At 63.2% G+C, this 24,698-nt stretch carries 20 protein-coding genes, 1 tRNA gene, 3 pseudogenes and 1 other annotated feature; of the genes and pseudogenes, 13 read left to right on the top strand and 11 right to left on the bottom strand.

The annotated features are described in order from the left end of the window. Position 1: 1 nt before the first annotated feature. Both ACRAQ3_RS11850 and ACRAQ3_RS11845 read right to left on the bottom strand, forming a co-directional pair. Positions 2–883: an FAD:protein FMN transferase gene (locus ACRAQ3_RS11850; RefSeq protein ID WP_432254755.1), complete on the bottom strand. Its 882-nt coding sequence runs from the start codon at positions 881–883 to the stop codon at positions 2–4. 8 nt (positions 884–891) lie between these two features. Further along, positions 892–2,976 carry a 4Fe-4S binding protein gene (locus ACRAQ3_RS11845; protein ID WP_432254754.1) on the bottom strand — a complete coding sequence of 695 codons (2,085 nt, stop codon included), beginning with the start codon at positions 2,974–2,976 and terminating at the stop codon, positions 892–894. Between the two features lie 139 nt (positions 2,977–3,115). On the opposite strand from ACRAQ3_RS11845, the gene ACRAQ3_RS11840 reads away from it, so the two are divergent. The 11 genes and pseudogenes from ACRAQ3_RS11840 to ACRAQ3_RS11790 all read left to right on the top strand — a co-directional run bounded on the left by ACRAQ3_RS11840 (position 3,116) and on the right by ACRAQ3_RS11790 (position 13,972). Next, positions 3,116–3,808 (top strand): response regulator, encoded by a 693-nt coding sequence (locus tag ACRAQ3_RS11840; protein ID WP_432254753.1) that lies wholly within the window; start codon positions 3,116–3,118, stop codon positions 3,806–3,808. A gap of 24 nt (positions 3,809–3,832) precedes the next feature. Beyond that, a complete protein-coding gene (locus tag ACRAQ3_RS11835; RefSeq protein ID WP_432254752.1) occupies positions 3,833–4,999 on the top strand; it encodes an FIST N-terminal domain-containing protein in 1,167 nt (388 codons plus the stop codon). A gap of 2 nt (positions 5,000–5,001) precedes the next feature. Further along, positions 5,002–7,191: a PAS-domain containing protein gene (locus tag ACRAQ3_RS11830; protein ID WP_432256285.1), complete on the top strand. Its 2,190-nt coding sequence runs from the start codon at positions 5,002–5,004 to the stop codon at positions 7,189–7,191. A gap of 156 nt (positions 7,192–7,347) precedes the next feature. Continuing rightward, a complete protein-coding gene (adh, locus tag ACRAQ3_RS11825; protein WP_432256284.1) occupies positions 7,348–8,871 on the top strand; it encodes an aldehyde dehydrogenase in 1,524 nt (507 codons plus the stop codon). A 76-nt stretch (positions 8,872–8,947) separates the two neighbouring features. Continuing rightward, entirely contained in the window at positions 8,948–9,292 is a 345-nt protein-coding gene (locus ACRAQ3_RS11820; RefSeq protein WP_099278432.1) for a DUF779 domain-containing protein, read from the top strand. A 25-nt stretch (positions 9,293–9,317) separates the two neighbouring features. Further along, positions 9,318–9,743, top strand: coding sequence for a pseudoazurin (locus ACRAQ3_RS11815; RefSeq protein ID WP_432254751.1), 426 nt, complete (start codon positions 9,318–9,320; stop codon positions 9,741–9,743). 64 nt (positions 9,744–9,807) lie between these two features. Beyond that, positions 9,808–10,439: pseudogene (locus ACRAQ3_RS11810) on the top strand (transposase); the annotation flags it as partial. 411 nt (positions 10,440–10,850) lie between these two features. After that, a complete protein-coding gene (locus tag ACRAQ3_RS11805) occupies positions 10,851–11,564 on the top strand; it encodes a hypothetical protein (RefSeq protein ID WP_432254750.1) in 714 nt (237 codons plus the stop codon). Between the two features lie 338 nt (positions 11,565–11,902). Beyond that, positions 11,903–12,775, top strand: a complete 873-nt coding sequence (locus ACRAQ3_RS11800) for a hypothetical protein (protein WP_432254749.1) — start codon at positions 11,903–11,905, stop codon at positions 12,773–12,775. 210 nt (positions 12,776–12,985) lie between these two features. Then, a complete protein-coding gene (locus ACRAQ3_RS11795; RefSeq protein ID WP_432254748.1) occupies positions 12,986–13,534 on the top strand; it encodes a hypothetical protein in 549 nt (182 codons plus the stop codon). Between the two features lie 132 nt (positions 13,535–13,666). Then, the gene (locus ACRAQ3_RS11790; RefSeq protein WP_432254747.1) at positions 13,667–13,972 is read left to right on the top strand and encodes a hypothetical protein; all 306 of its coding nucleotides are present in this window, start codon (positions 13,667–13,669) and stop codon (positions 13,970–13,972) included. A gap of 24 nt (positions 13,973–13,996) precedes the next feature. Here the strand turns inward: ACRAQ3_RS11790 and ACRAQ3_RS11785 are convergent, their stop codons facing one another. Further along, on the bottom strand, positions 13,997–14,572 hold the full coding sequence (locus ACRAQ3_RS11785; protein WP_432254746.1) for a hypothetical protein: 576 nt from the start codon (positions 14,570–14,572) through the stop codon (positions 13,997–13,999). Positions 14,573–14,752: 180 nt separating this feature from the next. Then, positions 14,753–14,811, top strand: a sequence feature (sul1 is cis-regulatory element that is thought to sense ions involved in sulfur or methionine metabolism; They are found in Alphaproteobacteria). Positions 14,812–14,879: 68 nt separating this feature from the next. Here ACRAQ3_RS11785 and ACRAQ3_RS11780 point away from each other — a divergent pair. Together ACRAQ3_RS11780 and ACRAQ3_RS11775 are read left to right on the top strand one after the other, a co-directional pair. Beyond that, complete coding sequence (locus tag ACRAQ3_RS11780) at positions 14,880–16,361, top strand: SulP family inorganic anion transporter (RefSeq protein ID WP_322336321.1); 1,482 nt, start codon at positions 14,880–14,882, stop codon at positions 16,359–16,361. Between the two features lie 13 nt (positions 16,362–16,374). Further along, positions 16,375–17,226, top strand: a complete 852-nt coding sequence (locus tag ACRAQ3_RS11775; RefSeq protein WP_322336322.1) for a universal stress protein — start codon at positions 16,375–16,377, stop codon at positions 17,224–17,226. 39 nt (positions 17,227–17,265) lie between these two features. Here the strand turns inward: ACRAQ3_RS11775 and ACRAQ3_RS11770 are convergent, their stop codons facing one another. The 8 genes and pseudogenes from ACRAQ3_RS11770 to kdsA form a co-directional block, all read right to left on the bottom strand. Then, positions 17,266–18,291, bottom strand: a complete 1,026-nt coding sequence (locus ACRAQ3_RS11770) for an IS1595 family transposase (RefSeq protein WP_322336323.1) — start codon at positions 18,289–18,291, stop codon at positions 17,266–17,268. A 106-nt stretch (positions 18,292–18,397) separates the two neighbouring features. Beyond that, positions 18,398–18,913 (bottom strand): nuclease-related domain-containing protein, encoded by a 516-nt coding sequence (locus ACRAQ3_RS11765; protein ID WP_432254745.1) that lies wholly within the window; start codon positions 18,911–18,913, stop codon positions 18,398–18,400. 533 nt (positions 18,914–19,446) lie between these two features. Further along, positions 19,447–20,474 (bottom strand): annotated as a pseudogene (locus tag ACRAQ3_RS11760) (IS110 family transposase). Between the two features lie 102 nt (positions 20,475–20,576). Continuing rightward, a protein-coding gene (locus tag ACRAQ3_RS11755; RefSeq protein WP_432254744.1) for an IS5 family transposase occupies positions 20,577–21,334 on the bottom strand; the annotation gives its coding sequence in 2 pieces (ribosomal slippage) (positions 20,577–21,010 and positions 21,010–21,334; 759 coding nt in all). A gap of 230 nt (positions 21,335–21,564) precedes the next feature. Then, positions 21,565–23,328, bottom strand: a complete 1,764-nt coding sequence (locus ACRAQ3_RS11750) for a site-specific integrase (RefSeq protein ID WP_432256310.1) — start codon at positions 23,326–23,328, stop codon at positions 21,565–21,567. A 6-nt stretch (positions 23,329–23,334) separates the two neighbouring features. Next, positions 23,335–23,505, bottom strand: a pseudogene (locus tag ACRAQ3_RS11745) (DUF6538 domain-containing protein); the annotation flags it as partial. Between the two features lie 140 nt (positions 23,506–23,645). Beyond that, positions 23,646–23,720: transfer RNA gene (locus tag ACRAQ3_RS11740), tRNA-Gln, on the bottom strand. Between the two features lie 140 nt (positions 23,721–23,860). Further along, complete coding sequence (gene kdsA, locus ACRAQ3_RS11735; protein WP_432254743.1) at positions 23,861–24,694, bottom strand: 3-deoxy-8-phosphooctulonate synthase; 834 nt, start codon at positions 24,692–24,694, stop codon at positions 23,861–23,863. Between the last annotated feature and the right edge of the window lie 4 nt (positions 24,695–24,698).

Genomic DNA, 24,698 nt, shown 5'->3' with positions numbered 1-24,698 from the left:
GCTAGAGCGTCGTCAGATCGCCCGTGGCATCGACCAGCCGCACGCGCCTCAGCCCCGCGACGCGCAGCGCCGCGATCTCGTCGCGCTCCATCAGACAGAAGGCGGTCGACAGTGCATCGGCCAGCGCAGCGCTGTCGGCCTCGACGCTGACGCTCGACCAGGCGGGCGGCACCGCGCCGCCGCTTCTGGGATCGAGGATGTGGCTCGCGCCGCCGGGCAGGAACAGCGCGCCGGGACTCGAGGTCGCGATCGCGCCGCCGGTGAGGGTCGCCTGCCCCAGCAGACCCCGCGCGTGGTCCTCGATGCCGATCCGCCATGGCCCGCCCAGCGCCCGCATCTCGCCGATATTGACCAGCGCCCGTTCGAAGCCGCGCGTCGCCAGCCCCTCGGCCACGCGGTCGCTGGCATAGCCCTGGGCGATGCCGTTGAAGGTCAGCGCCTGCCCCGGCCCGAGCCGGAGGCCCGCGCCGCGCGCGACGCGCCCCCAGCCTATGCGCGCGGCGGCGGCGGGAACGTCGCCCTGCTCGGCCAGCGCCCGCCAGAGCGGCTGCACGGTCGGATCGAAGCGCCCGCCGGTGGCGGCATGGGCGGCCGCGCACAGATCGATCACCGCCATGAATTCGGGCGCCGGCGCGTCGAGCCGGCCGGTGGCGTTGAGCCGGGAAAGCGCGCTGTCCGGGCGATGCAGGCTGAACAGCGCCTCCATCCGCTCCAGCGTGGCCCGGGCCTCGGCCAGCGCGGCCTCGACCTCCCGGCGCGGCCCCGAAAGCGTGATCGCCGCCTCGGCGCCGAGCGCGGTGCCGCGCCAGCCCTCGGCATGGACCGCGCCCGGCGCGGCGAGGGTGGCGGCGGCGATGGCGAGGAAACGGCGACGGGTCTGCATGGCGGTTCTCATTCGGCGGCGACGGGACGGGGCGGCGGGCGGCCGGGGCGGCGGGCGTCGAGCACCAGCGGCACGCAGCGCGCCGGGTCGTCATGGATCGACACGCAGTCGAGGCAGCCGAAGCATTCGGAATAGTCGATTCCGCCGGTCTTCTCGATGGCGCCATAGGCGCATTTGACCCGGCAGAGCTGGCAGGGCGAGCCGCAGGCCTCGCGCCGGGCGATCCAATCGCGCCCGCGCAGGAGCCCGCCGATCGCCATCACCGCGCCCAGCGGGCAGAGATAGCGGCAGAACCCCTTGAACAGCACCAGCCCGAGCAGCAGCCAGAAGGCGGCATAGGCGACATAGTACCATTCGCGGACGAAGAAGGTGGTGATCGCGGTCTTGAACGGCTCGATCTCGGCGGCGGTGTCGACATGCTCGGGCGCGAGAATGGCGATCAGCACCAGCCCGGCCAGCGCCAAGTATTTCAGAAGCTTGAGCCGCGCGTCCCAAGCCGCCGAGGGCCGGATCTGCGGCAGGCGCAGCAGCCGGCCCGCGTGATGGGCGAATTCCTGCAGTGCGCCGAAGGGGCACAGCCAGCCGCAGAACAGCGCCCGGCCCCACAGCACGAAGCCGAGGATCGCGGCGCCCCAGACCGCGAGGCCGAACGGGTCATAGAGCAGGAAGGCGAAGCTGCGCCCCTCGATCGCGGTGCGGATCCCGCCCAGCACCGTGACCACCGACAGCTGCCCCTGTCCCCACCAGCCCACGAAACCTGTGGTCACCGTCAGCGCCCCGAGCCGCAGCGGCGTCAGCGTCCCCGGCGCGGCGGCGCGGCGCAGACCCGGCCCGAGGGCCGCGAGGAGCGCCGCGAGGAACACCGCCAGCAGTCCGAGATCCCCGGCCCGCGCCGCCAGCGCCGCCATGGCCGGCGTCTGCGGGGTGACAACTTCGGGTCGCTCGAAGAACCGCTCGGGCGTGACATGCGGCAGCTCGAACACGGTGGCGCCGATCTCGGGCATCAGCATGCCGTGTTCGCGGGTGGCGCGCACGTCCAGCACCCACTCCGCCGCCGGGTCGAAGCCCAGCCGCCGGTCGGCGCGCAGGATCATCGCCGTGCCCTCCGGCGCGCCGGGCGCGGTCTCGACGAAGATGTCGGCGTCGCGCAGCGCGACCGGCAGACCGCCCTGCCGGGCCGAGACCAGTTCGGGAGCGGTGTTGCGCACGAAGTCCGGCCCGACCAGACCGTGCCGCCCGGCCTCGATCAGCAGCAGGGGCTCGTCATGCGGGGCGACTTCGCGCAGGCGGTCAAGCTCCTCGAGCGTGGCGGGCGCCAGCGCCGCGCGGGCGATGGCGGGCGGGCCGAGATCGACCAGCCACAGATCGAGGAACATCGCCTCGGGTTCGGCGCGGGCCTGCGGATCGTCATGGCTCCAGATCGTGCCTTCGAAGCGGGCATCCACTTCGGCGTTGGTGACGGCAAGGCGGGCCGCCAGCCCCTGCGCCGCCAGCGCCGCCCAGTCCAGCGGCTCGTCGTGGTCGAGGTCGGGCCGGGCGGGCGGGGCGGTGTCGATGCCGCGCATCCGCTCGCGCGCCACCTTGAGCGCGGCGGCGAGGATGGTCTCATGCGCGATCCGCACGCTGGCCGTGGCCTTGCTCACCCCGTCGAGATGCACCAGCGCCGAGCCGGTCTCGCCCGCCGCGTAGGGGGTGCCGACCACCATGTTGTCGTCGATCGACAGCCCGCGATACTGTTCGAGAAACGCCCGGAACGGCGCCTCGCCCAGCCCGGAGACGAAGATCGGCTCGTTGTGCGTCAGGAGCTTCGCGTCGATGAAGCCGCCGGAGGGGTCGAGCGTCACCAGCATGTCGATCGGCGCGCCGGAAAACCCCGGCAGCGGCGCCAGAGGTGCGGTGCGGAAGGCGTAGCCCGCCGCCGCGCCGCCCGAGTTCGAAAGCCGCCAGACCCCCTCGCCCAGTTCTCCGCCCAGCGCATAGGGCGGCACTATCAACGCCTCGATCTCCTCCCGCGCGGGCGCTTCGGCCCGCGCCGGGGCGAACGGCAGGCAGGCGACGAGTGCGGCGAGAAGCAGGGCGCGGTGGCAAGACATGGCGAAAGGCTAGGCGCGCGCATGGGGGCGCGGGAATCCGACCTTGGTCGCGGAGCGCGCGGCATGGGACTTTTGGCCAATGGGGCGGCCGGGCAGGGGCTGGTAGTCTGGACGGGGACGCAATGCACGGGGTGCGATCATGGCCGGGACGCAACAGGAGAACGGGGCCTTCGGGCGGGCGCTGGTGATCGACGACCACCCACTGTTCTGCGACGCGCTGGGGCTGACACTGAGGAATTTCGTGGGCATCGCGCAGATCGACACCGCCGACCGGCTGCAGTCGGCGCTCGACCGGCTGGGGGCGGGCGAGGCCTGGGACGTGATCATGCTCGATCTGCACCTGCCCGACGTGTCCGGCCTCGATGGGCTGGTGCGGCTGCGCCGGGTCGCGGGCGCGGCGCCGATCGTGGTGGTCTCGTCGATGGCCGACCGACAGGTGGTCGCGGCGGCAGTGCGCGCTGGCGCGCGCGGATTTGTGCCCAAGCACAGCGAGCGCGAGGTGTTCCTGACCGCCTTCCGGGTGATCGCGGCGGGCGGGCTCTACCTGCCCGACGGCATGGACCTTCCCGACGCGCCGGGACGCGGCACCGAGGAGGCGATCGACCGGCTGGCGCAGCTCACCCCGCAGCAGGCGACGATCCTGCACAAGATCTGCTGCGGGGCGATGAACAAGCAGATCGCCTACGACCTGTCGATCGCCGAGACCACGGTCAAGGCGCATGTCACCTCGATCATGCGCAAGCTCGGGGTGCAGACCCGCACCCAGGCGGTGCTGCTGGCCAAGGAGGCCAGCTTCGGAAACATGTTGCCCGAGCCGCCCGCCGGGCGGTAGCCTGCGCGCGGGGAGGAGATCGCGATGCAGGCTGTCGCAGACGCGCCGGAGGGGGCGCGGCTCGGGGCGGGTCGGGTGCTGCGCAGCGCCAGCGTCTCGGCCATCGAGGCCGATCCGGCGGCCGCGCTGATGCGCGTGCTGGGGCCCGGTCCCTTCGCGCTGGTGCTGATTTTCGCCGCGCCGCGCGCGCCGATGGCGGCGCTGGCCGCCGCTGCCGCCGCCTGGCCCGGCGCGCGAGCGGTGATCGGCTGCACCACCGCGGGCGAGATCACCGGCGCGGGCTATGCCGAGGACGAGATCGTCGGCATCGGCCTGCCGGCCGAGCTGTTCGAGGCCGAGGTGATGGCGATCCCGGATCTCGACCGGGTCGGCGCGCCCGAGATGCTGCGCCAGCTGGCCGAGACCCGCGCCCGGGTCGAGGGCCGCCGCCCGAACTGGACCTCGGAATTCGCGATGCTGCTGGTCGACGGGCTGTCGCGGCGCGAGGACGCGCTCGCCGCCGCGCTCTCGGCCGGGATCGGCCGGGTGCCGCTGTTCGGCGGCTCGGCCGGCGACGGCGAGGATTTCGGCGAGACCCGGGTGCTGATCGACGGCGCCTGGCACCGGGGCGCGGCGGTGCTCGCCTTCGTGCGCACCGCCTGCCGGGCGGCGGTGTTCAACCTCGACCATTTCGACCCCACCGAGGAGCGGATGATCGTCACCCAGGCCGACCCCGAGGCGCGGCTGGTGCGGCGGCTCAACGGCGAGCCGGCGGCGCGCGAATACGCCCGCGTGCTGGGGCTCGACCGCAGCCAGCTGTCGGCCTTCACCTTCGCGGCGCACCCCCTGGTGGTGCGGATCGGCGGGCGCCACCACGTCCGGGCGATCCAGAGGGTCACCGAGGCGGGCGAGCTGGTGTTCTACGCCGCGATCGACGAGGGGATGGTGCTGTCGCTGGCCGAGCCGCGCGACATCGCGCAGCATCTCGACGCGTCCTTTGAGGCGATGGCCCGCGAGGACGGCCCGCCCGACGCGATCCTGGCCTTCGACTGCATCCTGCGCCGGCTCGAGGCCACCGAGAAGCAGATGGGCGGGCGGATGAGCGCGGTGCTGCGCAAGCATGGGATCGTCGGCTTCTCGACCTATGGCGAACAGCTCAACGGGCTGCACGTCAATCAGACCATGACCGGCGTGGCGCTGCGCCGGCCGTGAGCATCCCGCACGCCTATCTCGACCCCGAGGACGGTCTCGAACGGCAGAACCAGAAGCTGATCGAGATCGTCGACGCGCTGGTGCGGCAGGTCGAGCGCGGCGGCACCGGCTCGGGCGAGGCCTATGCCCAGTTCCGCCGCGCGGCGCTTCTGGAGGAGCAGGTCCAGGCCCGCACCGCCGAGCTCGAGGACGCGCTGGGGATGCTCAACCGTTCCAACGCCCGGCTGGCGCAGGCGATGCGCGACACCGAGGCCGCGCGGCGCGACTTGTCCACCGCGATCGAGACGGTGCAGGAGGGCTTCGCCATGTTCGACCCCGACGGGGTCATGGTGATGTGCAACTCGCGCTTCGGGATGCACATGGACGATCTGCGCGATCAGCTGGTGCCGGGGCTGCGCTTCGTGGATTACATCGACAGCGTCGCCGGTTCGCGGGCGCTGTCGCTGCCACCGGGCGAGACGCCCGAGATCTGGCGCGCGCGGCGGCTGGCGCGGCATGACGACCGCCACGCGATCTTCAACGTCTCGCTCGCCGGGGATCATTGGGTGCAGATCAGCCAGCACCGCACCCCGGGCGGCGGCACTGTGATCCTGCAGACCGACGTCACCGACATGATCCGCGCCGAGCGCCAGGCGCGCGAGCGGATGCTCGACGACCAATCGCGGATGGCGCGCGCCACGCTCGACCACATCAAGCAGGGAATCTGCATCTTCGACGGCCGGATCCGGCTCGCAGGGTGGAACGACGGCCTGACCCAGCTGATGGGCGTTCCGACGCCGCGGCTCAAGCGCGGGCTGCAGTTCCCGGCGCTGTGGCGAATGATCGAGCAGAATTTCGGCTTTGACGGCGAGATGTCCCGCGACCGCCTCGCCGCCTGGGTCGAGACCCCGATGGCGCGCCAGCCGCTGCGCTTCACCATGCGCAGCGAGGACCGGCGCTTTATCGACGCCTCGGCCCAGCAGATGCCGGATGGCGGCTTCGTGTTCTCCTTCACCGACATCACCGCCGAGCGGCGCGCGATCCACGACCTCGCCCGCACCAACGAGGCGCTGGAGGAACGTGTGCGGGGCCGGACGCTCGAGCTTGAGGACGCGCTGGAGCGGGCCGAGAGAGCCAATGCCAGCCGCTCGCGCTTCGTCGCCGCAACCAGCCACGACTTGCTGCAGCCGCTTTCGGCGGCCAACCTGTTCTTGTCGGCGCTGCGCCAGGACGACCCCGCCAACCGCGAAGTGCTGGGCAAGGCGCATGACGCGCTGCACAGCGTCGAGGCGATCCTGCACGCGCTGCTCGACATCTCCAAGCTCGAGCTGGGCCACGCCTCAATGGATGTGGGTCCGGTGGCGCTCGGCCCGGTGCTGGCGCAGCTGCGCGACCAGTTCGCGCTACAGGCCGCGGCCAAGGGGATCGAGCTGCGCATTCTGCCCTGCGCCCTCAGCGTCACCAGCGACCGGACCTATCTCAAGCGGGTGCTGCAGAACCTGATCGGCAACGCGGTCCGCTATACCGAGACCGGACGGGTTCTGGTCGGCGCGCGGCGGCGCGGCGGCGCGGCGGCGATCGAGGTCTGGGACACCGGCCCCGGCATCCCGGAGGAGGATTTCCAGACCATCTTCCGCGAATTCGCGCGGCTCAACGCCCGCGCATCGGCCTCGGAGGGGATGGGGCTGGGCCTCGCCATCGTCGAGCGCGCCTGCGCGATCCTCGGCCACCCGCTCGACGTGATCTCGGAGCCGGGCCGCTTCACCCGGTTCAGCGTCACGGTGCCGGTGACCCAGGCGGTGGCCGAGGCCGCCTCGGACGGGCCTGCCGCCGTCGCGCACGAGGATGGCTGCGACCGGGTCGTGCTGCTGGTCGAGAACGACGCCGAGCTGCGCCGCGCCATGTGCCATCTGCTCGAGCGCTGGGGCGTGACCGTGCTCGATGTCGAGAGCGGCGAGGCGGCGATCGAGCTGATCGGCGAGACCGGGGCCGAGCCGGACCTGCTGCTGGTCGACCAGCAGCTCGGGGACGGCATGACCGGCCTCGACACCATCGCCGCGCTCCGCGGCCTGCTGCCGGGGCGCCCGACCCGTCTGGTCACCGCCGACCGCTCGCCCGAGCTGCGCGAGGCCGCACGGCGGGCGGGGGTGACGATCCTGCCCAAGCCGGTCGGCGCCGAGGCGCTGCGGGCGGTGCTGGGCCTCGGCTCTTGACCCGCGACCATGGTCTTACGACCATGGCCGCATTTTCGCCCCCGCCCGGTTTCGGCATCCTCTTCCCAGACGCGCAGACCGCGACATCGCGACGGCCCGCGTCAACTCAGGGAGGACGACATGAACATCCAGACCCAGGACGGCCAGAGCCGTTCGATGAGCGCCGCGCTCGACACCAGCCATCTCGGCGTGCCGTTCCCGTTCAAGGCGCGCTACGGCAACTACATCGGCGGCGAGTTTGTCGAGCCGCGCGCGGGCCGCTATTTCGAGAACCCGACCCCGATCACCGGCGAGATCGTCTGCGAGATCGCCCGCTCCGACGCCTCCGACGTCGAGGCCGCGCTCGATGCCGCCCACGCAGCTTTCCCCGCCTGGGGCAAGGCCTCGCTGGCGCATCGCTCGAACATCCTCAACCGCATCGCCGACGTGATCGAGCGCAACACCAACCTGCTCGCCGCCGCCGAGACCATCGACAACGGCAAGCCGATCCGCGAATCGATCAACGCCGACATCGCGCTGGCGGTCGATCATTTCCGCTACTTCGCGGGCGTGATCCGCGCCGAGGAGGGCTCGATCGCCGAGATCGACCACCAGACCTTCGCCTACCACTTCAACGAGCCTCTGGGCGTGGTCGGCCAGATCATCCCGTGGAACTTCCCGCTCTTGATGGCAACCTGGAAGATCGCCCCGGCGCTGGCCGCCGGCAACTGCATCGTGCTGAAACCGGCCGAGCAGACCCCGGCCTCGATCATGGTGCTGATGGAGCTGATCGGCGATCTGCTGCCGGCAGGCGTTCTCAACATCGTGCAAGGCTTCGGCCTCGAGGCCGGCAAGCCGCTGGCGCAGTCGAACCGGATCGCCAAGATCGCTTTCACCGGGGAGACCACGACCGGCCGGCTGATCATGCAATACGCCTCGCAGAACCTGATCCCGGTGACGCTGGAACTCGGCGGCAAGTCGCCCAACGTCTTCTTCGAGGACGTGATGCAGGCCGATGACGCCTATTTCGACAAGTGCCTCGAAGGCTTCACCATGTTCGCGCTCAACCAGGGCGAGGTCTGCACCTGCCCGAGCCGGGCGCTGATCCAGGAATCGATCTACGACGACTTCATCGCCCGCGCGATCGAGCGGGTCGGCAAGGTGAGCCAGGGCAACCCGCTTGACATGAGCACCATGATCGGCGCGCAGGCCTCGACCGAGCAGATGGAGAAGATCACCTCCTATCTCAAGCTCGGCCGCGACGAGGGCGCCGAGGCGCTGATCGGCGGCGACCGTGCGAGCCTCGACTCTGGCCTCGAGAACGGCAACTACATCCAGCCCACCGTCTTCCGCGGCAACAACAAGATGCGGATCTTCCAGGAGGAGATCTTCGGCCCGGTGCTGTCGGTCACGACCTTCAAGGACGAGGCCGAGGCGCGGGAGATCGCCAACGACACGCTCTACGGCCTCGGCGCCGGTGTGTGGACCCGCGACGGCTCCCGCGCCTTCCGGATGGGCCGCGCGATCCAGGCCGGCCGGGTCTGGACCAATTGCTACCACCAGTATCCTGCCCACGCAGCCTTCGGCGGCTACAAGCAGTCCGGCATCGGGCGCGAGAACCACAAGATGATGCTGGATCACTACCGCCAGACCAAGAACCTGCTGGTGTCCTACGACCCGAACGCGCTGGGCTTCTTCTAAGAGGCCGCGCCTCCCCGCCCGGACCGGCGAACTCCCGCGCCGGTCCGGGTCCCATCCCCTTTCTGGAGACAGGCCCATGGCCGACACGCCCCGCCCGATGGTCACCGCCACCCCGGCCGCGCTGGACCTGATCGAGGAGATCAAGGTGCGCCACGGCGCCGACCTGCTGTTCCACCAGTCGGGCGGCTGCTGCGACGGCAGCGCGCCGATGTGCTTCGCCGCCTCGGACTACATCACCGGCCCGCAGGACGTGCTGATGGGCGAGATCGGCGGCGTGCCGTTCTACATGAACCGCGACCAGTACGAGCGCTGGAAGCACACCACCCTGACCATCGATGCGATCCACGGCGTCGGCGGGATGTTCTCGCTCGACAACGGCACGGGGCGGCGCTTCCTGACCCGCTCCGAGGTCTGTCTCTAACCCCTTCCCCGAAAGGACCGATCCAATGCGCTTCACCGCGACCCTCGCCGCGGCCATAACCCTGGCCGCCCCCGCCTTAGCCGAGACCCACGAGATCAGGATGTTGAGCCGCGGCGCCGACGGCGCCATGATGGTGTTCGAGCCAGCCTATCTGGAGATCGCGCCTGGTGACAGCGTCACTTTCCTCGCCACCGAAAAGTCGCACAACACCGAGACCGTAGACGACATGCTACCCGAGGGCTTCGAGAGCTGGAAGGGCAAGCGCGATGAGGAAATCACCGTGACCTTCGACGCGCCGGGCTATTATCCCTATAAGTGCAAGCCGCACGAAGCGATGGGCATGGTCGGGTTGATCAAGGTCGGCGAGCCTGGATCGGCGCCTAAGATCGGTAAGCTGCGCGGCAAGGCCGTGCCGGTGATGAAGGAGCTGCTGGCGCGGGCAGGCTCTTGAAAAGGCGAGAAGTGAATAGCCCCATAGCTTGTAGACGCCTTCTTCAATTTTGATGCGAGGCAAGATGAGCAGCAGCAACTTTAGCGACGAGCTCAAGCGATTCGCGGTTGCGCAAATCACCGAGCGGGGCTGCTCGTTTAGGGAAGTGTCGGAGCAGCTCGGGGTCAGCCCGCATTCGCTCTGCGCCTGAAAGAAGTTCGCAATGGGCTCTTCGGGCGAGACGGAGAAGGACATGGAGATCCGGCATGTGAAGGCGGAGATGGCACGGGTTTCAGAGCGCGATATTCGGGAAAGGTCACCGCGTATTTCACTTGGGATACAAAGTGAGATACGCGTTCGTGACCAAGCATCGCGAGCGGTTCTTTGCTCGGACGATGTGCCGGCGCCTGCGCATCCAGCCAAGTAGTTTCTACGCATAGCTGAAGGCGCTGCTGTGCAGGCGGGCTCCGGAAGATCGCCGTCAGACCGGGATGCTGAGGGAGGCCTTAGTTGAAAGCGGCAAGGTCTATGGGCACCGGAAGCTGCACGATAATCTTGTCGAACAAGGCTGAGAGCATCTGTTTGTACCGTGTCTCCCGCCTGACCAAGCTGGCTGAAATCAAGGCACAGATCGGCTACTAGCGCCGCCCCGGCAAGTATGGCGGCAAGCCCTCGATCATCCTCGACAGCACCCTTGATCGGCAGTTTGATGTCGAAAAGAAACGCGGGGCTATTGGTTACACCGAAGCGCGCAGTCTTCCGGCCGTACGTGTTTCATCAAATCCTGCTCCCGCAACCACTGAAATCTGACACAGATCCAAACAGGCCTCCCTCGGGAGGCTTTCTGCATTTAAGGGCCACAGGGCAGGGCACTCCGCCCCGCTCGTCTCAATGCGCTGCTCCCTACTAAAGGCCGCAAACGGCCCTGAGCCGCCATTCGCGCAACTTCTCCGCGCTGCGGCGCAGCTTTCGTATAGCTGCCACTCGTGCTTCTCCCAGCATGTTTGGAGGACGAAGGGCCATCAGGGTGGGACAAATCGACCTTTGTTCGGAGAGACGTTGCACACAACCTTTGGTCTTCATCCCGTCGTAGAGTATGATGTATCCTAAATCGCAGGTGATGGTTCGTTGGCCAAAGTTCTGGACATAGCAATTGAGACCGTTGGGGGGTCGCTTAACGCTATACTCCAGTCTCTCGCTCACAATGCATTTATGGAAAACCCATACACCATCAATATTAGGGTGATCGCCCATGCTCTCTTGTGCGCAAGTGCTTCCTACTCAATCTGGCAATTTACCCGCGCTACAACTGACATTGACATCAAGGCTCAAGAAACAGCTTTATACTTGATGCTGCTGCTGGTGAATTGGTTCGTGGCATCCGCCATATACTTTGGCATCCTTCGAAACTTTAGATGCAAAGCGAAGTTTAAAGACATCTTTACCGTCTACACGTTTGTGCACAGCAATATTCTTTTGCTGGCTTCAGTGGCATCGCTCGTTGTTTTTGTGTTCTTTAATGATTTTGCGATCACCCGAGTTGAACTGGAGTTAGTTCGACAGGTTCAGCAGGGATTGCCATTTGATGTCGTTACGACCACGACAACATACTTGCTTGGTGTGCAGGTCGTATTCTTGGCACTGGCGGTCGCAATGATCTTGTTCTACGAGCCAGCTCATATTGCATTGGTGACAGATGCACGTCGAGGGATTCTTTATGTAATCACAGCTCTTTTAACTTCGACCTCAATCTTGATTCAGGTTCGGCAGTGGAGCTTGACCTCCACATCTTCGGAAATCTTAAATCGAATTATAATTGCACCGAACTTGATCCCCCACTGAAAATTCGGACAGAAATTGCCTGCCATAAATACTACACAAATAACTACGGATTCTGCCTGGCCGATTGGCCCGCGTCACGTCAACCCAAAATACGCCTTGGTAGGTCGATCTATAGGTCCGCTTCCGGTAGCGCCCTCGAGGTGCCTCGAAGTCGCGGCGAACGGCAGTAGTCTGCCCTCTATGCTGCGAACGCTCACGGCCCATACCAGCCGTTCATCTGGTGAGGCCAGTTGCGGTGCACCTATCTAATAGCGGACGTGTAGTCGCCCTAGTCATTCGACCGCTTGCCTTCCCCTTGCCGAAGTATGTTACTTCGCACAGACGATTTTAGAGGTAACATGGCTTATCAGCGGCAGTGGCTAAATGAGAAGGGCGCGCCATACTTGCTTGCCCTCATCCTTGTAAAGCTGGAAACAGTGGACGAGCCGTTCGTCACTTACGGCGAAGCTGCGGAGATGTTGGAACGCGAGTTGAAGACATCGAAAATCTTCAGTCTTCACGTTGGCGGCGTCGCGGGCAAAATGATGAACGAAATTTCCTCCATTGCGGAGAGCGCACCTCCAATCAACGCTTTGGTAACCAGCTCGTCAGGAATCCCGGGGACCGGCTTCAATTGGTATTACGACAACCTTTGGCGAAAGAAGCGAACCAAGAAATGGGAAGACTTGGATCGTAGTCAGAAGCTCGAGGTCGTAAGAGATATTCGCGAGGCAGTTAGGAATTTCAAAGACTGGGATTGGGTCTTTCAGGAAGCATTCGGCGAACGCCCGAGGGGCGTGGATCAGAAGATTTTCACGGAACAGGACGGAAAGCCCCCCAAGACTGTGTTTTCGAAGGGCGAAGGAGAGAGCGAACAGCACAAACGCTTAAAGGAATGGACGCGCAATAGCCCGAGTGCAATTGGGCTATCGCAAGGATTCGCAAGTGAAGTTGAGAAGGACCTTCTGTCCGGCGATCGAGTCGATGTGCTCTTCACAAAAGGAGAAGAGTTCGCAGTTGTCGAGGTCAAGTCATGCCTGTCGAGTGACGACGATCTTCGCCGCGGAATATACCAATGCGTGAAGTATCGGGAGGTGCTCAGGGCAACGCGTTTGCCGGTCGAAGTGAAGGTGCGCGCAATCCTTATATCTGAACGAGAACTACCCGCAGAACTCGCCGCCAGAGCCAAGCTCTTGGGTGTTAAATCTCGAGTTCACAAAGTGAACGAGTGATATCCAAATATCTGACAGGTCGAGATTGCCTTGCCTTTGGGTCGCTACTAAAACGGCCCACTGGGGGAGTTCGCGGGGCCGACAGGATGCCGCAGTTGCTGGCCGCATTTCGGACCCTTAGCGGACCCAACAACTTCATGGCTTGGGTGACGTTCCTTCGGGAGTTCAGACAATCGGAACCCGTGATCCATAAGGCGAAAGGTTGGCAGTTTGATTGACGATGAACTTCTGGGTTTCGCTCGGGATAACCTCGAGAAGCGAATTTCGGCGCTCAACAATGCGGAGTTCGGGGACGTGGTCGAGCAAGACTTCTCATTCCACAAGATAAGAGCGGGATTCGAGCCCGGAGGGATTCGCAACTTGATCAGGCCATCGCTCGGCGATGTCACCAACTGTGCGGCCATCTACCGCCTCACTGTAAATGACCAAGCTACAGCGGATATGCTGCAAATGGCTTTCGAACAGTTCAGGCCACCGGACGGACTAAAGCTGGCACGAAATAATCATGTCGCTGATAGCAGGACCGTCTATGTTGGCAGTTCGAAAGATGTTGGGGCGAGACTCCATCAGCATCTGCACTTCAGCGCCAATGGCACGTATGCACTAAAGTTGCATCTATGGTGTCCGGATGCGGATTCCAAGATAAATGTAGAAGTTACTCCTGTTCGCGGAGAGGCGGAAGCATCATTAGTTCAAGACGTTGAGGATGCCCTTTGGGAGCGGTCGCACCCAATGTTTGGCAAGTTTGGTGCAAAGTAGCCACGGCCAACATCCATCATAAGAACCCGTCAAACGCGGCGATGCAGCTTCCAGAGTGCAGAACTCCCACCAGAGATTATCCAAGGCGTAGAGGCAGAATAGAAAGGTTATTTTGGAAGCCTATGCGACCACATGATTAACGTTTTTGTCGGCGCTGGCACTGGAACTGTCGGTTTTGTTTTTGAAGCGGTCTCAGGGGTGATAGTCTTCATTGTTATCGGTGTTGCATGGGAGGGAGCGCCGGTCCTAGCCTTCTATAAGCATCTCAGCGCTGGCGAGGTCAATGACGGCCCATTCCTGACCTTGACCGGTTGTTACAACGCTGCGCCGCAGCTCCCCGAACCGATCATTTGCAGTCCTGCGCAGCATCGCCTCAATAAGAAGGCTATCTTCGCGGACAGAACTTACTTCCGGCAGGCATCAGCTATTAGTGTCTGAGCAACTTGTAAGAATGTACCCTGATCAACCCCGAACCATACTAAAAATCCGCGAAAGCTCAAATTCCTCCGGCCTTTCTTGACCTGCCGCATGAAACAAAACACTATCGCAAGGAGAAACAGAGATTGATTGGTAGGGCTCAGACAAGCAGATCATAGGTGATGAGCCAAGCACAGCTGCGAAGAAAAGCAATAGCTTGTTTCTCCGGCACTTCACGCTGATCGTTTTGCCACTCGGTAGATTTTTGAGTGAAATTGAGTGACCATTTGCTCGCAGCTCAAGTAAGTCACCTGATAGAACTCTACCGCCGTATAGCTTAAGTTTATCAAATGTTTCAAGTTGCGAGATGGCATGAGTTGCGGCCTCGAAATCATCATTCTGAATAGCGCTAAAGAAGCCATCTGCTGCGATCTTACTAGCTTCTTGTTCGAGGCATAGTTCAAGCACAGACATCATAAACCGCTCGCCGAAACCGGACGCCTTTTGATGGCTCAAGAATTTCTTAAGCTCATGATGCATAACGACTTCGTCGCGTTTGGCAACCTCCAGTGGCACCCTAACATTCTGATTCCCGCTTATCCACCAAAGAAAGCAGATCACCAAATCCGTGAAATCCAGAATAAGTCCTCTCGAAAACGGAGACCATTCGCGCTGCCGTGCGTGCCTTTGCGCGCGCCCTTGAAGGCAGCCGCGATCCTTGTCGGCCTCTTCTCCGTATGATCCCGAGTGGGTTGATCTGGTTGCACTCTGGGAGGCCACCCGCTATCTGCGATCCAATCATCTGGACCCGGGGTGCGATCCCTGGGTGGCTCTCCCGGCCGCCGATCCGCCGGGCCAACCAAGATTATCTGCAAAGATGACCGGTGCGGCATAGCCGCCGAACCGGACAGGAACGGAACACTTAAACATGAACCTCGACGCCTACCGACGCCAATGGCTCGGTAACGTGCGCGGCGATCTGCTCTCCGGCATCGTCGTCGCGCTCGCCCTCATTCCCGAAGCGATTGCCTTCTCGATCATTGCCGGCGTGGACCCCCAGGTGGGTCTCTACGCCTCGTTCTCCATTGCCGTCGTCACTGCCATCGCCGGCGGCCGGCCGGGCATGATCTCGGCTGCGACAGCCGCCACGGCTGTGCTGATGGTGACACTCGTCGCCGACCACGGCCTCGAATACCTCTTGGCGACCACGGTGCTCGCCGGCCTTCTCCAGATCGCTGCCGGTTTCGCGCGGCTGGGGCACCTGATGCGCTTTGTCTCGCGCTCGGTGATGACGGGTTTCGTCAACGCGCTCGCCATTCTGATCTTCATGGCGCAGATCCCGGAACTGACGGGGGTGCCTTGGCTCACTTATCCGCTGGTCGCGGCCGGCCTCGGGATTATCTACCTCTTTCCCTATCTCACTCGGGCCGTGCCCTCGCCGCTGGTGACGATCATCCTCCTGACGGCAGTGGTGATGGTCATGGGCTGGGACGTCCGCACCGTCGGCGACATGGGCGCGCTGCCCGACACGCTGCCGGTCTTCCTGATCCCAGACATTCCGCTCAATCTCGAGACGCTCGCGATCATACTACCCTATTCGGCGGCGGTGGCCGTCGTCGGGCTGCTCGAGAGCATGATGACCGAGAATATCGTCGACGATCTGACGGACACGGGGTCGGACCGGAACCAGGAGTGTATCGGCCAGGGCCTCGCCAACACGGCGACGGGCTTTATCGGCGGCATGGCCGGCTGCGCGATGATCGGGCAGTCGATGATCAACATCAAATCCGGCGGCCGCGGACGGCTCTCGTGCTTCGCGGCCGGTGTCTTCTTGCTCTTGATGGTGGTCCCGCTTGGCGAACTCGTGGCGCAGATTCCGATGGCCGCGCTCGTGGCAATCATGATTATGGTCTCGATCGGCACCTTCTCCTGGTCCTCGATCAAACAGCTGAAGACGCACCCTCGGTCTTCGTCCATCGTCATGCTCGCGACGGTGGCGGTCGTGGTCTACACCCACAACCTCGCCATCGGCGTGCTCGTCGGCGTGCTGCTGTCGGGTCTGTTCTTCGCGGGCAAGATTGCGCAGCTGTTCCGGGTCTCCTCGTCCCTGTCTGAGGACGGGCGCGTGCGGACCTACCATGTCGAGGGGCAGCTCTTCTTCGCCTCGGCGGAGGATTTCATGGACGCCTTCGACTTCAAGGAGGCCGCTGACCGCGTGGTGATCGACGTGAGCCGCGCGCATATCTGGGACATCTCCTCAGTTGCTGCCCTCGACATGGCCGTGCTCAAGTTCCGCAGGGATGGCTCTGAAGTCGAGATCGTCGGCATGAATGAAGCGTCCGAAACCATCGTCGACAGGCTTGCCGTGCACGACAAGCCCGGCGCGATGGACAAGCTGATGGCGCATTGAGGGAGGAGACGTCATGACCAAGAAGATTATCGCCCTGGTAGACGGCTCCGCCTACTCGAGGAGCGTCTGCGACCACGCCGCATGGATCGCCGGATGCGGCGACTATGCGGTCGAGCTGATGCACGTGCTCGGTCGGCGCGAGAGTGGCGCGGGATCGGACCTCTCCGGCGCAATCTCCCTCGGCGCACGCAGCGCCCTACTGGAGGAGCTGTCCAGTCTCGATGAGCAGCGCGCGAAACTGGCCCTTACGCGCGGCCGTGCCATCCTCGAGGACGCAAAGGCGCTTCTCGACGACGCGAGTGTCCGTGCGACGGAGCACCTGCGCCACGGGGATCTGATCGAGGCGATCTCCGAGAAGGAAGGCGGTGCCGAGATGATCCTGATCGGCAAACGCGGCGAGGCCGCCGACTTTGCAAAGGGGCACCTCGGCTCGAACCTGGAGCGCGTGGTCCGTGCCGCGTCGAAGCCTCTGTTCATCGCGTCCCGGGCATTCCGCCCGATCGGCAAGGTGCTCATCGCCTACGACGGCAGCGCGAGCGCCATGCGTGCGGTCGATTACGTGGCGCGCTCTCCGCTCTATGCGGGGCTCGGGATCAGGATCGTCACGGTCGGGTCCGAAACGGAGGCGACGAAGAAAGGGATTGAGGACGCGAAGGCTCTGCTCCTGGCCGCCGGGCTCGAGGCGGAGACGGGCATCCTTCCCGGCCAGCCGGAGGAGGCCCTCGGCAAGCTCATCGACGAGGCCGGGGTCGATCATCTCGTCATGGGGGCCTCGGGGCATTCCCGTCTGCGGTCGCTCTTCGTGGGCTCGACGAGCCTCGAGATGATCCGCACCTGTAAGGTGCCGATCCTGCTGGTGAGATGAGCCTACGAGTTCGGACCGTGGAGGGATGCGCACTTCAGGCTACGGCCAGTATAGCCCGTATTCCTTCGAGCGGCGGATCTGCTTTCCGACCGCCCCCTGAAGCAAGACGCGCATCTGGTCGGCCACAGGGATCGGCTTCCAGATTGTCGTCGATTTCTCCCGGTCGATGCCGGCCTTCGTAGTCCATTGCTTGACCACTTCCCGGACCGGGTCGCGATGGTTCCACCGCCAGACAATCTCGTCGAGGTATCGCTGGAGGTGCTGTCGACCGAGGTTGTGGTAGACCCCGACCAAAGCGCGCTGCACCTGGGAGATCACTGCCTCAGCCGTGTTCACGTGGGCGCCGGTCTCCGGGTTGGCATACTCTTTCTGGCTGTGGATCACATACTGGTGGTCGGCCATCGTCTGTCCCAGACCCCGGTAGCTCTTGCTTCCATCGGTCATCAGGTTCGTCGTCTCGGGGTCGATCCACTCCAGGAGAACCGGCTCGAGCGTCGCCCTTTTGTCATCGGAAACGACCCTGGCGCGTGTCTGCCCATCGCGAGAGGCCGCCACGAAGATCATCGGCTTCCCAGTGCCCTTGCCGCGTGGATTATAGGCCTCTGACAGGGATTTAGGGGCTCCCCCGACATACGCCTCGTCCACCTCGACGATGTCCTCCAGCGGCAGCAGCTCGGCGTTCCGGTCGTCCATCATTTCCCTGATGGCGTGCCCCATCTTCCACGCGGTCTTCTGGTTCACGCCGAGCAGCCGTGCCATCACGACCGAGGATATGCCCTTGCTCGATGTGAGCACCAGGAACATCGCGCAGATCCAGATACGCAAGTCGAGCTTGGTGCCGTGCATCGGGGTGAGCGTGGTGACCGTGAATTGGAGACGGCAGTCTCGGCACTGGTAGAGCCCCGGTCGGCAGGTCCTTCCGCGCAGCGCCGACGAGGTCGCCGACCCGCAATGCGGACAGTGCCTGCCGGTCGACCATATGATACCCTCCAGGAAGCGTCGCGCGTGCATCTCGCTCGGCATCCGCTTCCAGATGTCAGGGATCGACTTCAGTTCGGTGATCATCAGGGCTCTCCGCTCGTTCCGCCAACCGAGCAATGTTGGCCCGGCGGGTGTTCGGCGAAGAAGAAACCTGGAAAATCGCGCAAAATGCGGCGATATGGCGGAAAAGCTAAGCTAAATCAGAGTCTTGGTCTATTAGCTGCTTTTTCTCGTGGATAAGCGGGTTCTGATTCCATAGTATTACTCTGCATATTCGAGCGTTTGGAACACGAATACCCTTAGACTCTAAGAATGCGCATAAGCTTTCTAGCTTTTTCTGATTTTTTTGTAGTGGATCTTCGTGGATGATTTCTTGACCGTTCCGCCGTTCCTGAATCCAAGAGGACCCGGACATGCGCACCGAGCCAGACCAATTCTTGATCTCGATAGCACTAATCTGCTTATGAGAGAGAACTATAAGGTCAATCTCGTAACGACCTCGCCTTTGCGAGCGAAGATTGGATGGGACTCGCTTCGAATGGAAGATGCTCGCAGATTTCCAGCTTAGGTGGCTCGAAACCATCGAACGTAGCGCGAGTTCCGCGTCCCTTCCTGCAGTGACCTCTTCAAGCTCAGGTTCTGCCTTGGCCGAGACAATGTCGCGCCAAACCTCCAGTCTCGGTTTGTGTTTGACCCGTGCGACCATCTCGAACCCTCCAGCTACTTATCAGTATTTCCTAACAGCGTAGTAGACTGAAGGCCAAGGCCCATGGGCGCGAGCGAGCCAATTTGCTACTATCTGAGCAGTCGTAGGATCAAGAAATGGACCTTGCCGAATATCCGCTTTCGTTAGAGGTGCAGGGCGCATCTCGCTGGGGTAGCGAAAGTCAGGAATCCGCCCTTCGTGCCTAGGGTCAGGACTTCGGTAACGGGGGCGTCCCAGTCAAGGCGTATTGCACAAGACCGGCGGTCCCGCAGCCGCGAGAGATTGTAGCATTAGTCATACCGCTCCCGGCTTTGAGGGGGCCTTCGCTTGGGGTCCTTGGGGCACATGCTTCGGTCCGTGGTCAGCGCGATGGCTGCCAACAAGATGCTGGCTCGGTGCAATTCCGATGTGCCCATCTCATTAGCGTGCTTGGTCATTACCAGCGACAGTCCTGAGCACGGCATCATCGGAACCACGTCCCTGCGGGACCTCGAAGGCCTGCAACCGAGCAGGCAACGAATAGAGCCGACCGATCAGCTCATCTTCGGGGCAGCCTCTGGCTGGAAGGTGGTGCCGTCGACCCAGATCCGATGCAGGATGACCGCGATACGACGCGCCAAGGCGACCATGGCGCGCTTGCGTCCTCGGCGTTTGGCAAGCTGGGCTCCCAAATTCTCAGCCATGTCGGCCGGCCACGGTTCATCATGACAGTTGCCGCCTGGCACAGCGCTCGTCTGAGGTTCACGTCTCCGGCTTTAGTAATGCCACCCGAGACATCCCGTTCGCCGGACTGGCTGCGGGATGGCGTTAGGCCAACCCAAGGCCCAACCCTCTTCGAAGACGCGAAGCGGGCGGGGTCATCGACTGCCGACCTGTAGGTCAGCGCCACCACCGCCCCGATCCCCGGCATCGTCATCAGGCGGCGGCAAACCGGATCGTCTTGGGCGAACTGACGCACCTGCTTTTCGAGGCCGACCAGTTCTTGGCGCAGCGCAGTTCTGGCGCGCAGCATGGGCTCTGTTGCCGTTACCAGCATGGCGTTTCCATCCGCCAATTCTCGGATGCGGCTCTCGAACTTGCCGCGAGAAATCGCGCCGACCTTCAAGCCGAAGTTGCGGAGCAGTCCGCGCAGTGACATCTCCAGAGAAATCATAACTTGCTGTATGGCCTTCCGGGCGCTGAGAACGGCTCTTACCTCTTGAGCAGAAACGGATTTGCAGTGAACTGGCCGGAACCAGCCAAGGTGAAGTAGGCGTGCAATCCCCTCGGCATCGCGGCGGTCCGTCTTGATCGGCATGGCCTTGAGCGCGCCCTTGACCTGCCGCGTCTCCATGAGGACAGGATCCAGCCCCGCTTCGTTCAGAGCACGGTGCAGCCACTGCGACAGAGGGCCTGCTTCCAAGCCGATTGCGGCAATGCTGCCGTCGAGGTCCCTTAGCCAGCGGATCAGGGGATCCGGCTCACAGGCCACTTCGGCCTCCCTGCTGATCTTGCCATGCTCGCTGACCACACAAATCGCGACTTTAGCCAGCGACACATCCAGTCCAACAAACAGTTTCATCCCGTAATCCTCCACGTTGAACGAATACGGGAACGGCAACAGCCTCGTTTTGATCAAGCAAGCGGTAACGACGATGCATGACGCAGGCCCCGTTACGGCATCTCATAGCCAATAAATGACGATCGCGGCGAGAGCGATGGCGGAAAGGAAGACCTTCGGGCATCGGTCGTAGCGCGTGGCGACGCGCCGCCAGTCCTTGAGTCTGCCGAACATGATCTCGATCCGGTTTCGGCGCTTGTAGCGGCGCTTGTCATACTTCACTGGCATCTTGCGCTGTTTCCGTCCGGGGATGCAGGCGCCTATCCCCCTGTCTTTCAACAATTCCCGAAGCCAATCGGCGTCGTAACCGCGATCCCCGAGCAGCCAATCGACATTCGGCAGGCTGCTCAGCAGAGCCCGCGCGCCGATGTAGTCGCTGACCTGCCCGGCGGTAACGAACAGGCTCAAAGGTCGCCCCTGGCTGTCGCAAATGGCGTGCAGCTTGGTATTCATGCCGCCCTTTGTCCGCCCGATCAGGCGACCACGTCCCCCTTTTTCGCGCCCAGACTGGACGCCGTTCGGTGTGCCTTCAGATAGGTTGCATCGATCATCACGGTCTTCTTTTCGCCGTGCTCGGCGGCCAGTCCCGTCATCATCGCCGCGAAGATGCCTTTGTCGCTCCAACGCTTCCAGCGGTTGTAGAGCGTCTTGTGAGGGCCGTATTTCTTGGGTGCATCTCGCCAGCGCAACCCATTGCGATTGATGAAGATAATCCCGCTTAAGACGCGCCGGTCATCGACGCGTGGCTTGCCATGGGACTTCGGGAAGTAGGGCTCCAGACGAGCCATCTGCGCATCGCTTAGCCAGAAGAGATCAGACATATCACCGCTCTGTTTTCGCGCGGTGAATCATGCCCTTCCACTCCAATCAATGGGTCCTGACCCTAACCATCGGCTCCCTGCTGCACATGGCACGAAGGTCGCAAAAGGGCTGCTTTCGGTCTTTTGCTGCACATAGCACGAACGGCCGGTCCGGGTTGTAGGCGCCACTTTTTACTGTCGAACTCGGCAAGTTCGATCGAGTGTGGGCAAATACGTGGATCTTAGTGCTGTCAGTCGAATGCGAACACTCGTGGAAGGCGTTCGATAGCGGGTTTGAGGATGCTGATAGGCAACGTATCCCCATAGCGCTCCTCGGTTTCGTCTCGTCCCGCGTGCCCGATGATATCTTTTTCGTACCCTGCCTTGAGTTCAGGATCGCGCTTGAGCTGGTTGACCACATAGTGGCGAAGAGAGTGGAAAACCTGTTCGGGCGAATTGTCGTTCTCATCGTTCCCGAGCTGTTGCGTCACGATCATTCTCCAGTTCCGGTCGAGCCGATCACCAAAGGTGCCCTTGGCATGCTTCGGCCGCATGTCAGGGAATAGCTCTGCAACTTTTGACTTTTTCCGGGCGTTCAGGTGCTCGATCAAGCCAAGCTCGATGAGGTGAGTGTGAACCGGTACCTTGCGGATCGAGGCCTCGTTCTTGAGACGGCGGAGGTGCGTAAAGCGGATATCGAAGAACCAAAGGCCATTCTCGTCCTGACGGAGATCCTCGATCGCGAGGCCCGCGATCTCCGCACGGCGGGCGCCGGTATATGCGGCAATAAGGGGAATCCAGAACAGGCCGTCCTTGATGATTTTCTCGCCAGGGCGCAGGCGGCGGGTGGATCCGTGGCAGCCCGTCCAGACAGGATGCTCAAAAACCTTGCGGATCTCGCTAAGACTAAATGGCTTTCGGTCGTCCCGGGCTCGACGGTGGGATCGAACACGCAGCTTGTCTAGCTTAATGCTTGAGCTGACCGGAATGCCGTCGCTTTCCGCTCTGTCGAGCAACTGTTTCAGCAGGCCAAGATTGCGGTTGATCGTTGCAGCGCTCAGACCTCTTTTCTCGGCGGGCAGGTCCGCTGCAGCCTCGATGATCTGCGGCACCGTGAGGTCACGATCCTTCGGGCTTTTTCCCCAGCTTTTGGGAAGCTTGTAATGGGAATCCCTGAAGCGCGCGCAATGCCTATGGTTCAGGTTTCGGATATCGCTGATCCCTGTGACCTGCTGCAGGATTCGGGCTGCGGTCATGATCTGCGTTTGAAACTTCTCGTCGACGCCGTCACGACTTTTGTCATCGACCAAACGAGCACAGACTGCGTCAATCCGACTATCGTATTCGAGGTCATCGGAAGGCACGTCTTCCTTGGTTTCCATGGTCGTCAATGCAATGTCCGAGCGCTCAGTCGTGCAAGCCTCGTTACCTGCTGCGGGCTGGACTGGTAACGGGTTGGTACCGCGATCCATCGCAGGATCCGCGCAAGGAGGGGCACAGGCTGCGGTCATGGCCTCCCTCCTGATTTCAGCAGCGAGAGTGATCTCGGGGCTGATGTCGTCGGAAGCGTTCGCGGCTGCGCTTTCGAGGTAAGCCGCAGCGCGCCCCTTTAGAATGATCTGGCGGGCAGTGATCAAGTCGAGGGCTGACAGGTTCCGCCGACCAATGGCCTCGGAGGTCTTGCGACCGATCAGGCCCGTCCATGATCGAGAAAAATACGCGTCCCGCAGAACGTCCATATGGGCGACGACGGAGTTGCATTCCTCCTCGCTCAGTCCCTCCTGCGCAAGCGATTGCCGGTCCTGTTCGCTGAAGTGTGCCGACTGGCCACGGGTCGCCACTAGCCTATGCGCATGTCCCGATACGAGATCGGCCCGCCGTTCCGCCTCGACCGCGTTCGGCGCGCCATCTGCGAGAGCGAGAAGCTCATGCTTTGCAATCTGAGCCTGCGCGTCGCGCAAGCTATGCTCCAGCAGACGCCGGGCCTCTTCGGGGGAAAGGTTTTCGTGTTCCATGGCCCAAAATACAGCTTCGCTCTGCGCTGTCACAATAGCGGCGAGACGCCTAGCGGCCGGTAATCCACAGGTTTGTAAGCTCAATTGCATTACGGCAGGCGCTCCACGCCTGACCAGCGTGCGAGGCAGTCGACGGCGCCACGTATAGACGGCGCCTCTTCGGAAGACATGGTTCATTGCGGTCATGCCACCCTCCATCGAGAGCAGGCCGTCCGAGATCCCCGTCATCCAGTGCTGCACCGTGGTGTGACAGCTCTGTGTGACATGCCCCAGTCACGTTTAGGGGCATCAACAATATCAATGACTTAGGAAAAACCTGGCTGGGGTGGTAGGATTCGAACCTACGGTACACGGTACCAAAAACCGCTGCCTTACCACTTGGCTACACCCCAGCAGGTGTGGCGGCTGTCTAACCTTGTCGGCTGGCGGCTGCAAGAGCCAGATGCGGGATTTTTGCGGCTTCCGCCGGGGCATTTTTCCGCATCGCCAAGGCGGGGTGGCGCGGACCGGGATGCGGCCCGCGCGGCGGGGCTCAAAGGCGGATCGGCTCGGTCTTGGCGAGACGGTCGAAGCCCATGAGCGTGGCGACCAGCTTCGGCATCTGCGACAGCGGCACCATGTTCGGCCCGTCCGAAGGTGCGGTGTCGGGCGCTTCGTGGGTCTCGATGAACACCGCCGCGATGCCGAGGCTCGCCGCCGCGCGCGCCATCACCGGCGCGAATTCGCGCTGCCCGCCAGATGCACCGCCCAGGCCGCCGGGCTGCTGCACCGAATGGGTCGCGTCCATCACCACCGGGTAGCCGGTCTTCATCATCTCCGGCAGCGACCGCATGTCGGCCACCAGCGTGTTGTAGCCGAAGGAGACGCCGCGCTCGGTCAGGAGGATGCGGCGATTGCCGGTCGAGGCGATCTTCTCGGCGACGTTGGCCATGTCCCATGGCGCCAGGAACTGGCCCTTCTTGACGTTGATGGCGGCGCCGGTCTCGCCCGCGGCCAGAAGCAGATCGGTCTGGCGGCACAGGAAGGCCGGAATCTGCAGGATGTCGGCCACCTCGGCCACGGGCGCGCAGTGATCGGCGCCATGGATGTCGGTCAGCACCGGGCAGCCGATGGCGCGCTTCACGTCGTCGAGCACGCGCAGCCCGGCCTCCATGCCGAGGCCGCGCTTGCCCGAAAGCGAGGTGCGGTTGGCCTTGTCGTAGCTGCCCTTGAACACGAATTGCGCGCCGTGGGCGGCGCAGGCCTCGGCCATCTGGCCCGCGATCATCTGCGCGTGGTCCGAGGATTCGAGCTGGCAGGGTCCGGCGATCAGGGTGAGGGGGCGGTCGTTGCCGACCGTGAGTGAGCCTATCTGGACGTCGATCATGGGG

The organism is Limimaricola sp. AA108-03 (genome assembly GCF_050847355.1).
In the GTDB taxonomy this organism is placed as follows: Bacteria; Pseudomonadota; Alphaproteobacteria; order Rhodobacterales; family Rhodobacteraceae; genus Limimaricola.
Note: the sequence above shows the minus strand (reverse complement) of the source record. Positions and strands in the feature narration are given on the sequence as shown.

Bases quoted from the DNA above. Each gene is read 5' to 3' on its own strand.
- ACRAQ3_RS11850 (WP_432254755.1), bottom strand. From the start codon at position 883: ATGCAGACCCGTCGCCGTTTCCTCGCCATCGCCGCCGCCACCCTCGCC.
- ACRAQ3_RS11845 (WP_432254754.1), bottom strand. From the start codon at position 2,976: ATGTCTTGCCACCGCGCCCTGCTTCTCGCCGCACTCGTCGCCTGCCTG.
- ACRAQ3_RS11840 (WP_432254753.1), top strand. From the start codon at position 3,116: ATGGCCGGGACGCAACAGGAGAACGGGGCCTTCGGGCGGGCGCTGGTG.
- ACRAQ3_RS11835 (WP_432254752.1), top strand. From the start codon at position 3,833: ATGCAGGCTGTCGCAGACGCGCCGGAGGGGGCGCGGCTCGGGGCGGGT.
- adh (WP_432256284.1), top strand. From the start codon at position 7,348: ATGAGCGCCGCGCTCGACACCAGCCATCTCGGCGTGCCGTTCCCGTTC.
- ACRAQ3_RS11820 (WP_099278432.1), top strand. From the start codon at position 8,948: ATGGCCGACACGCCCCGCCCGATGGTCACCGCCACCCCGGCCGCGCTG.
- ACRAQ3_RS11815 (WP_432254751.1), top strand. From the start codon at position 9,318: ATGCGCTTCACCGCGACCCTCGCCGCGGCCATAACCCTGGCCGCCCCC.
- ACRAQ3_RS11800 (WP_432254749.1), top strand. From the start codon at position 11,903: ATGGCTTATCAGCGGCAGTGGCTAAATGAGAAGGGCGCGCCATACTTG.
- ACRAQ3_RS11790 (WP_432254747.1), top strand. From the start codon at position 13,667: ATGATTAACGTTTTTGTCGGCGCTGGCACTGGAACTGTCGGTTTTGTT.
- ACRAQ3_RS11780 (WP_322336321.1), top strand. From the start codon at position 14,880: ATGAACCTCGACGCCTACCGACGCCAATGGCTCGGTAACGTGCGCGGC.
- ACRAQ3_RS11775 (WP_322336322.1), top strand. From the start codon at position 16,375: ATGACCAAGAAGATTATCGCCCTGGTAGACGGCTCCGCCTACTCGAGG.
- ACRAQ3_RS11770 (WP_322336323.1), bottom strand. From the start codon at position 18,291: ATGATCACCGAACTGAAGTCGATCCCTGACATCTGGAAGCGGATGCCG.
- ACRAQ3_RS11765 (WP_432254745.1), bottom strand. From the start codon at position 18,913: ATGGTCGCACGGGTCAAACACAAACCGAGACTGGAGGTTTGGCGCGAC.
- ACRAQ3_RS11750 (WP_432256310.1), bottom strand. From the start codon at position 23,328: ATGGAACACGAAAACCTTTCCCCCGAAGAGGCCCGGCGTCTGCTGGAG.
- kdsA (WP_432254743.1), bottom strand. From the start codon at position 24,694: ATGATCGACGTCCAGATAGGCTCACTCACGGTCGGCAACGACCGCCCC.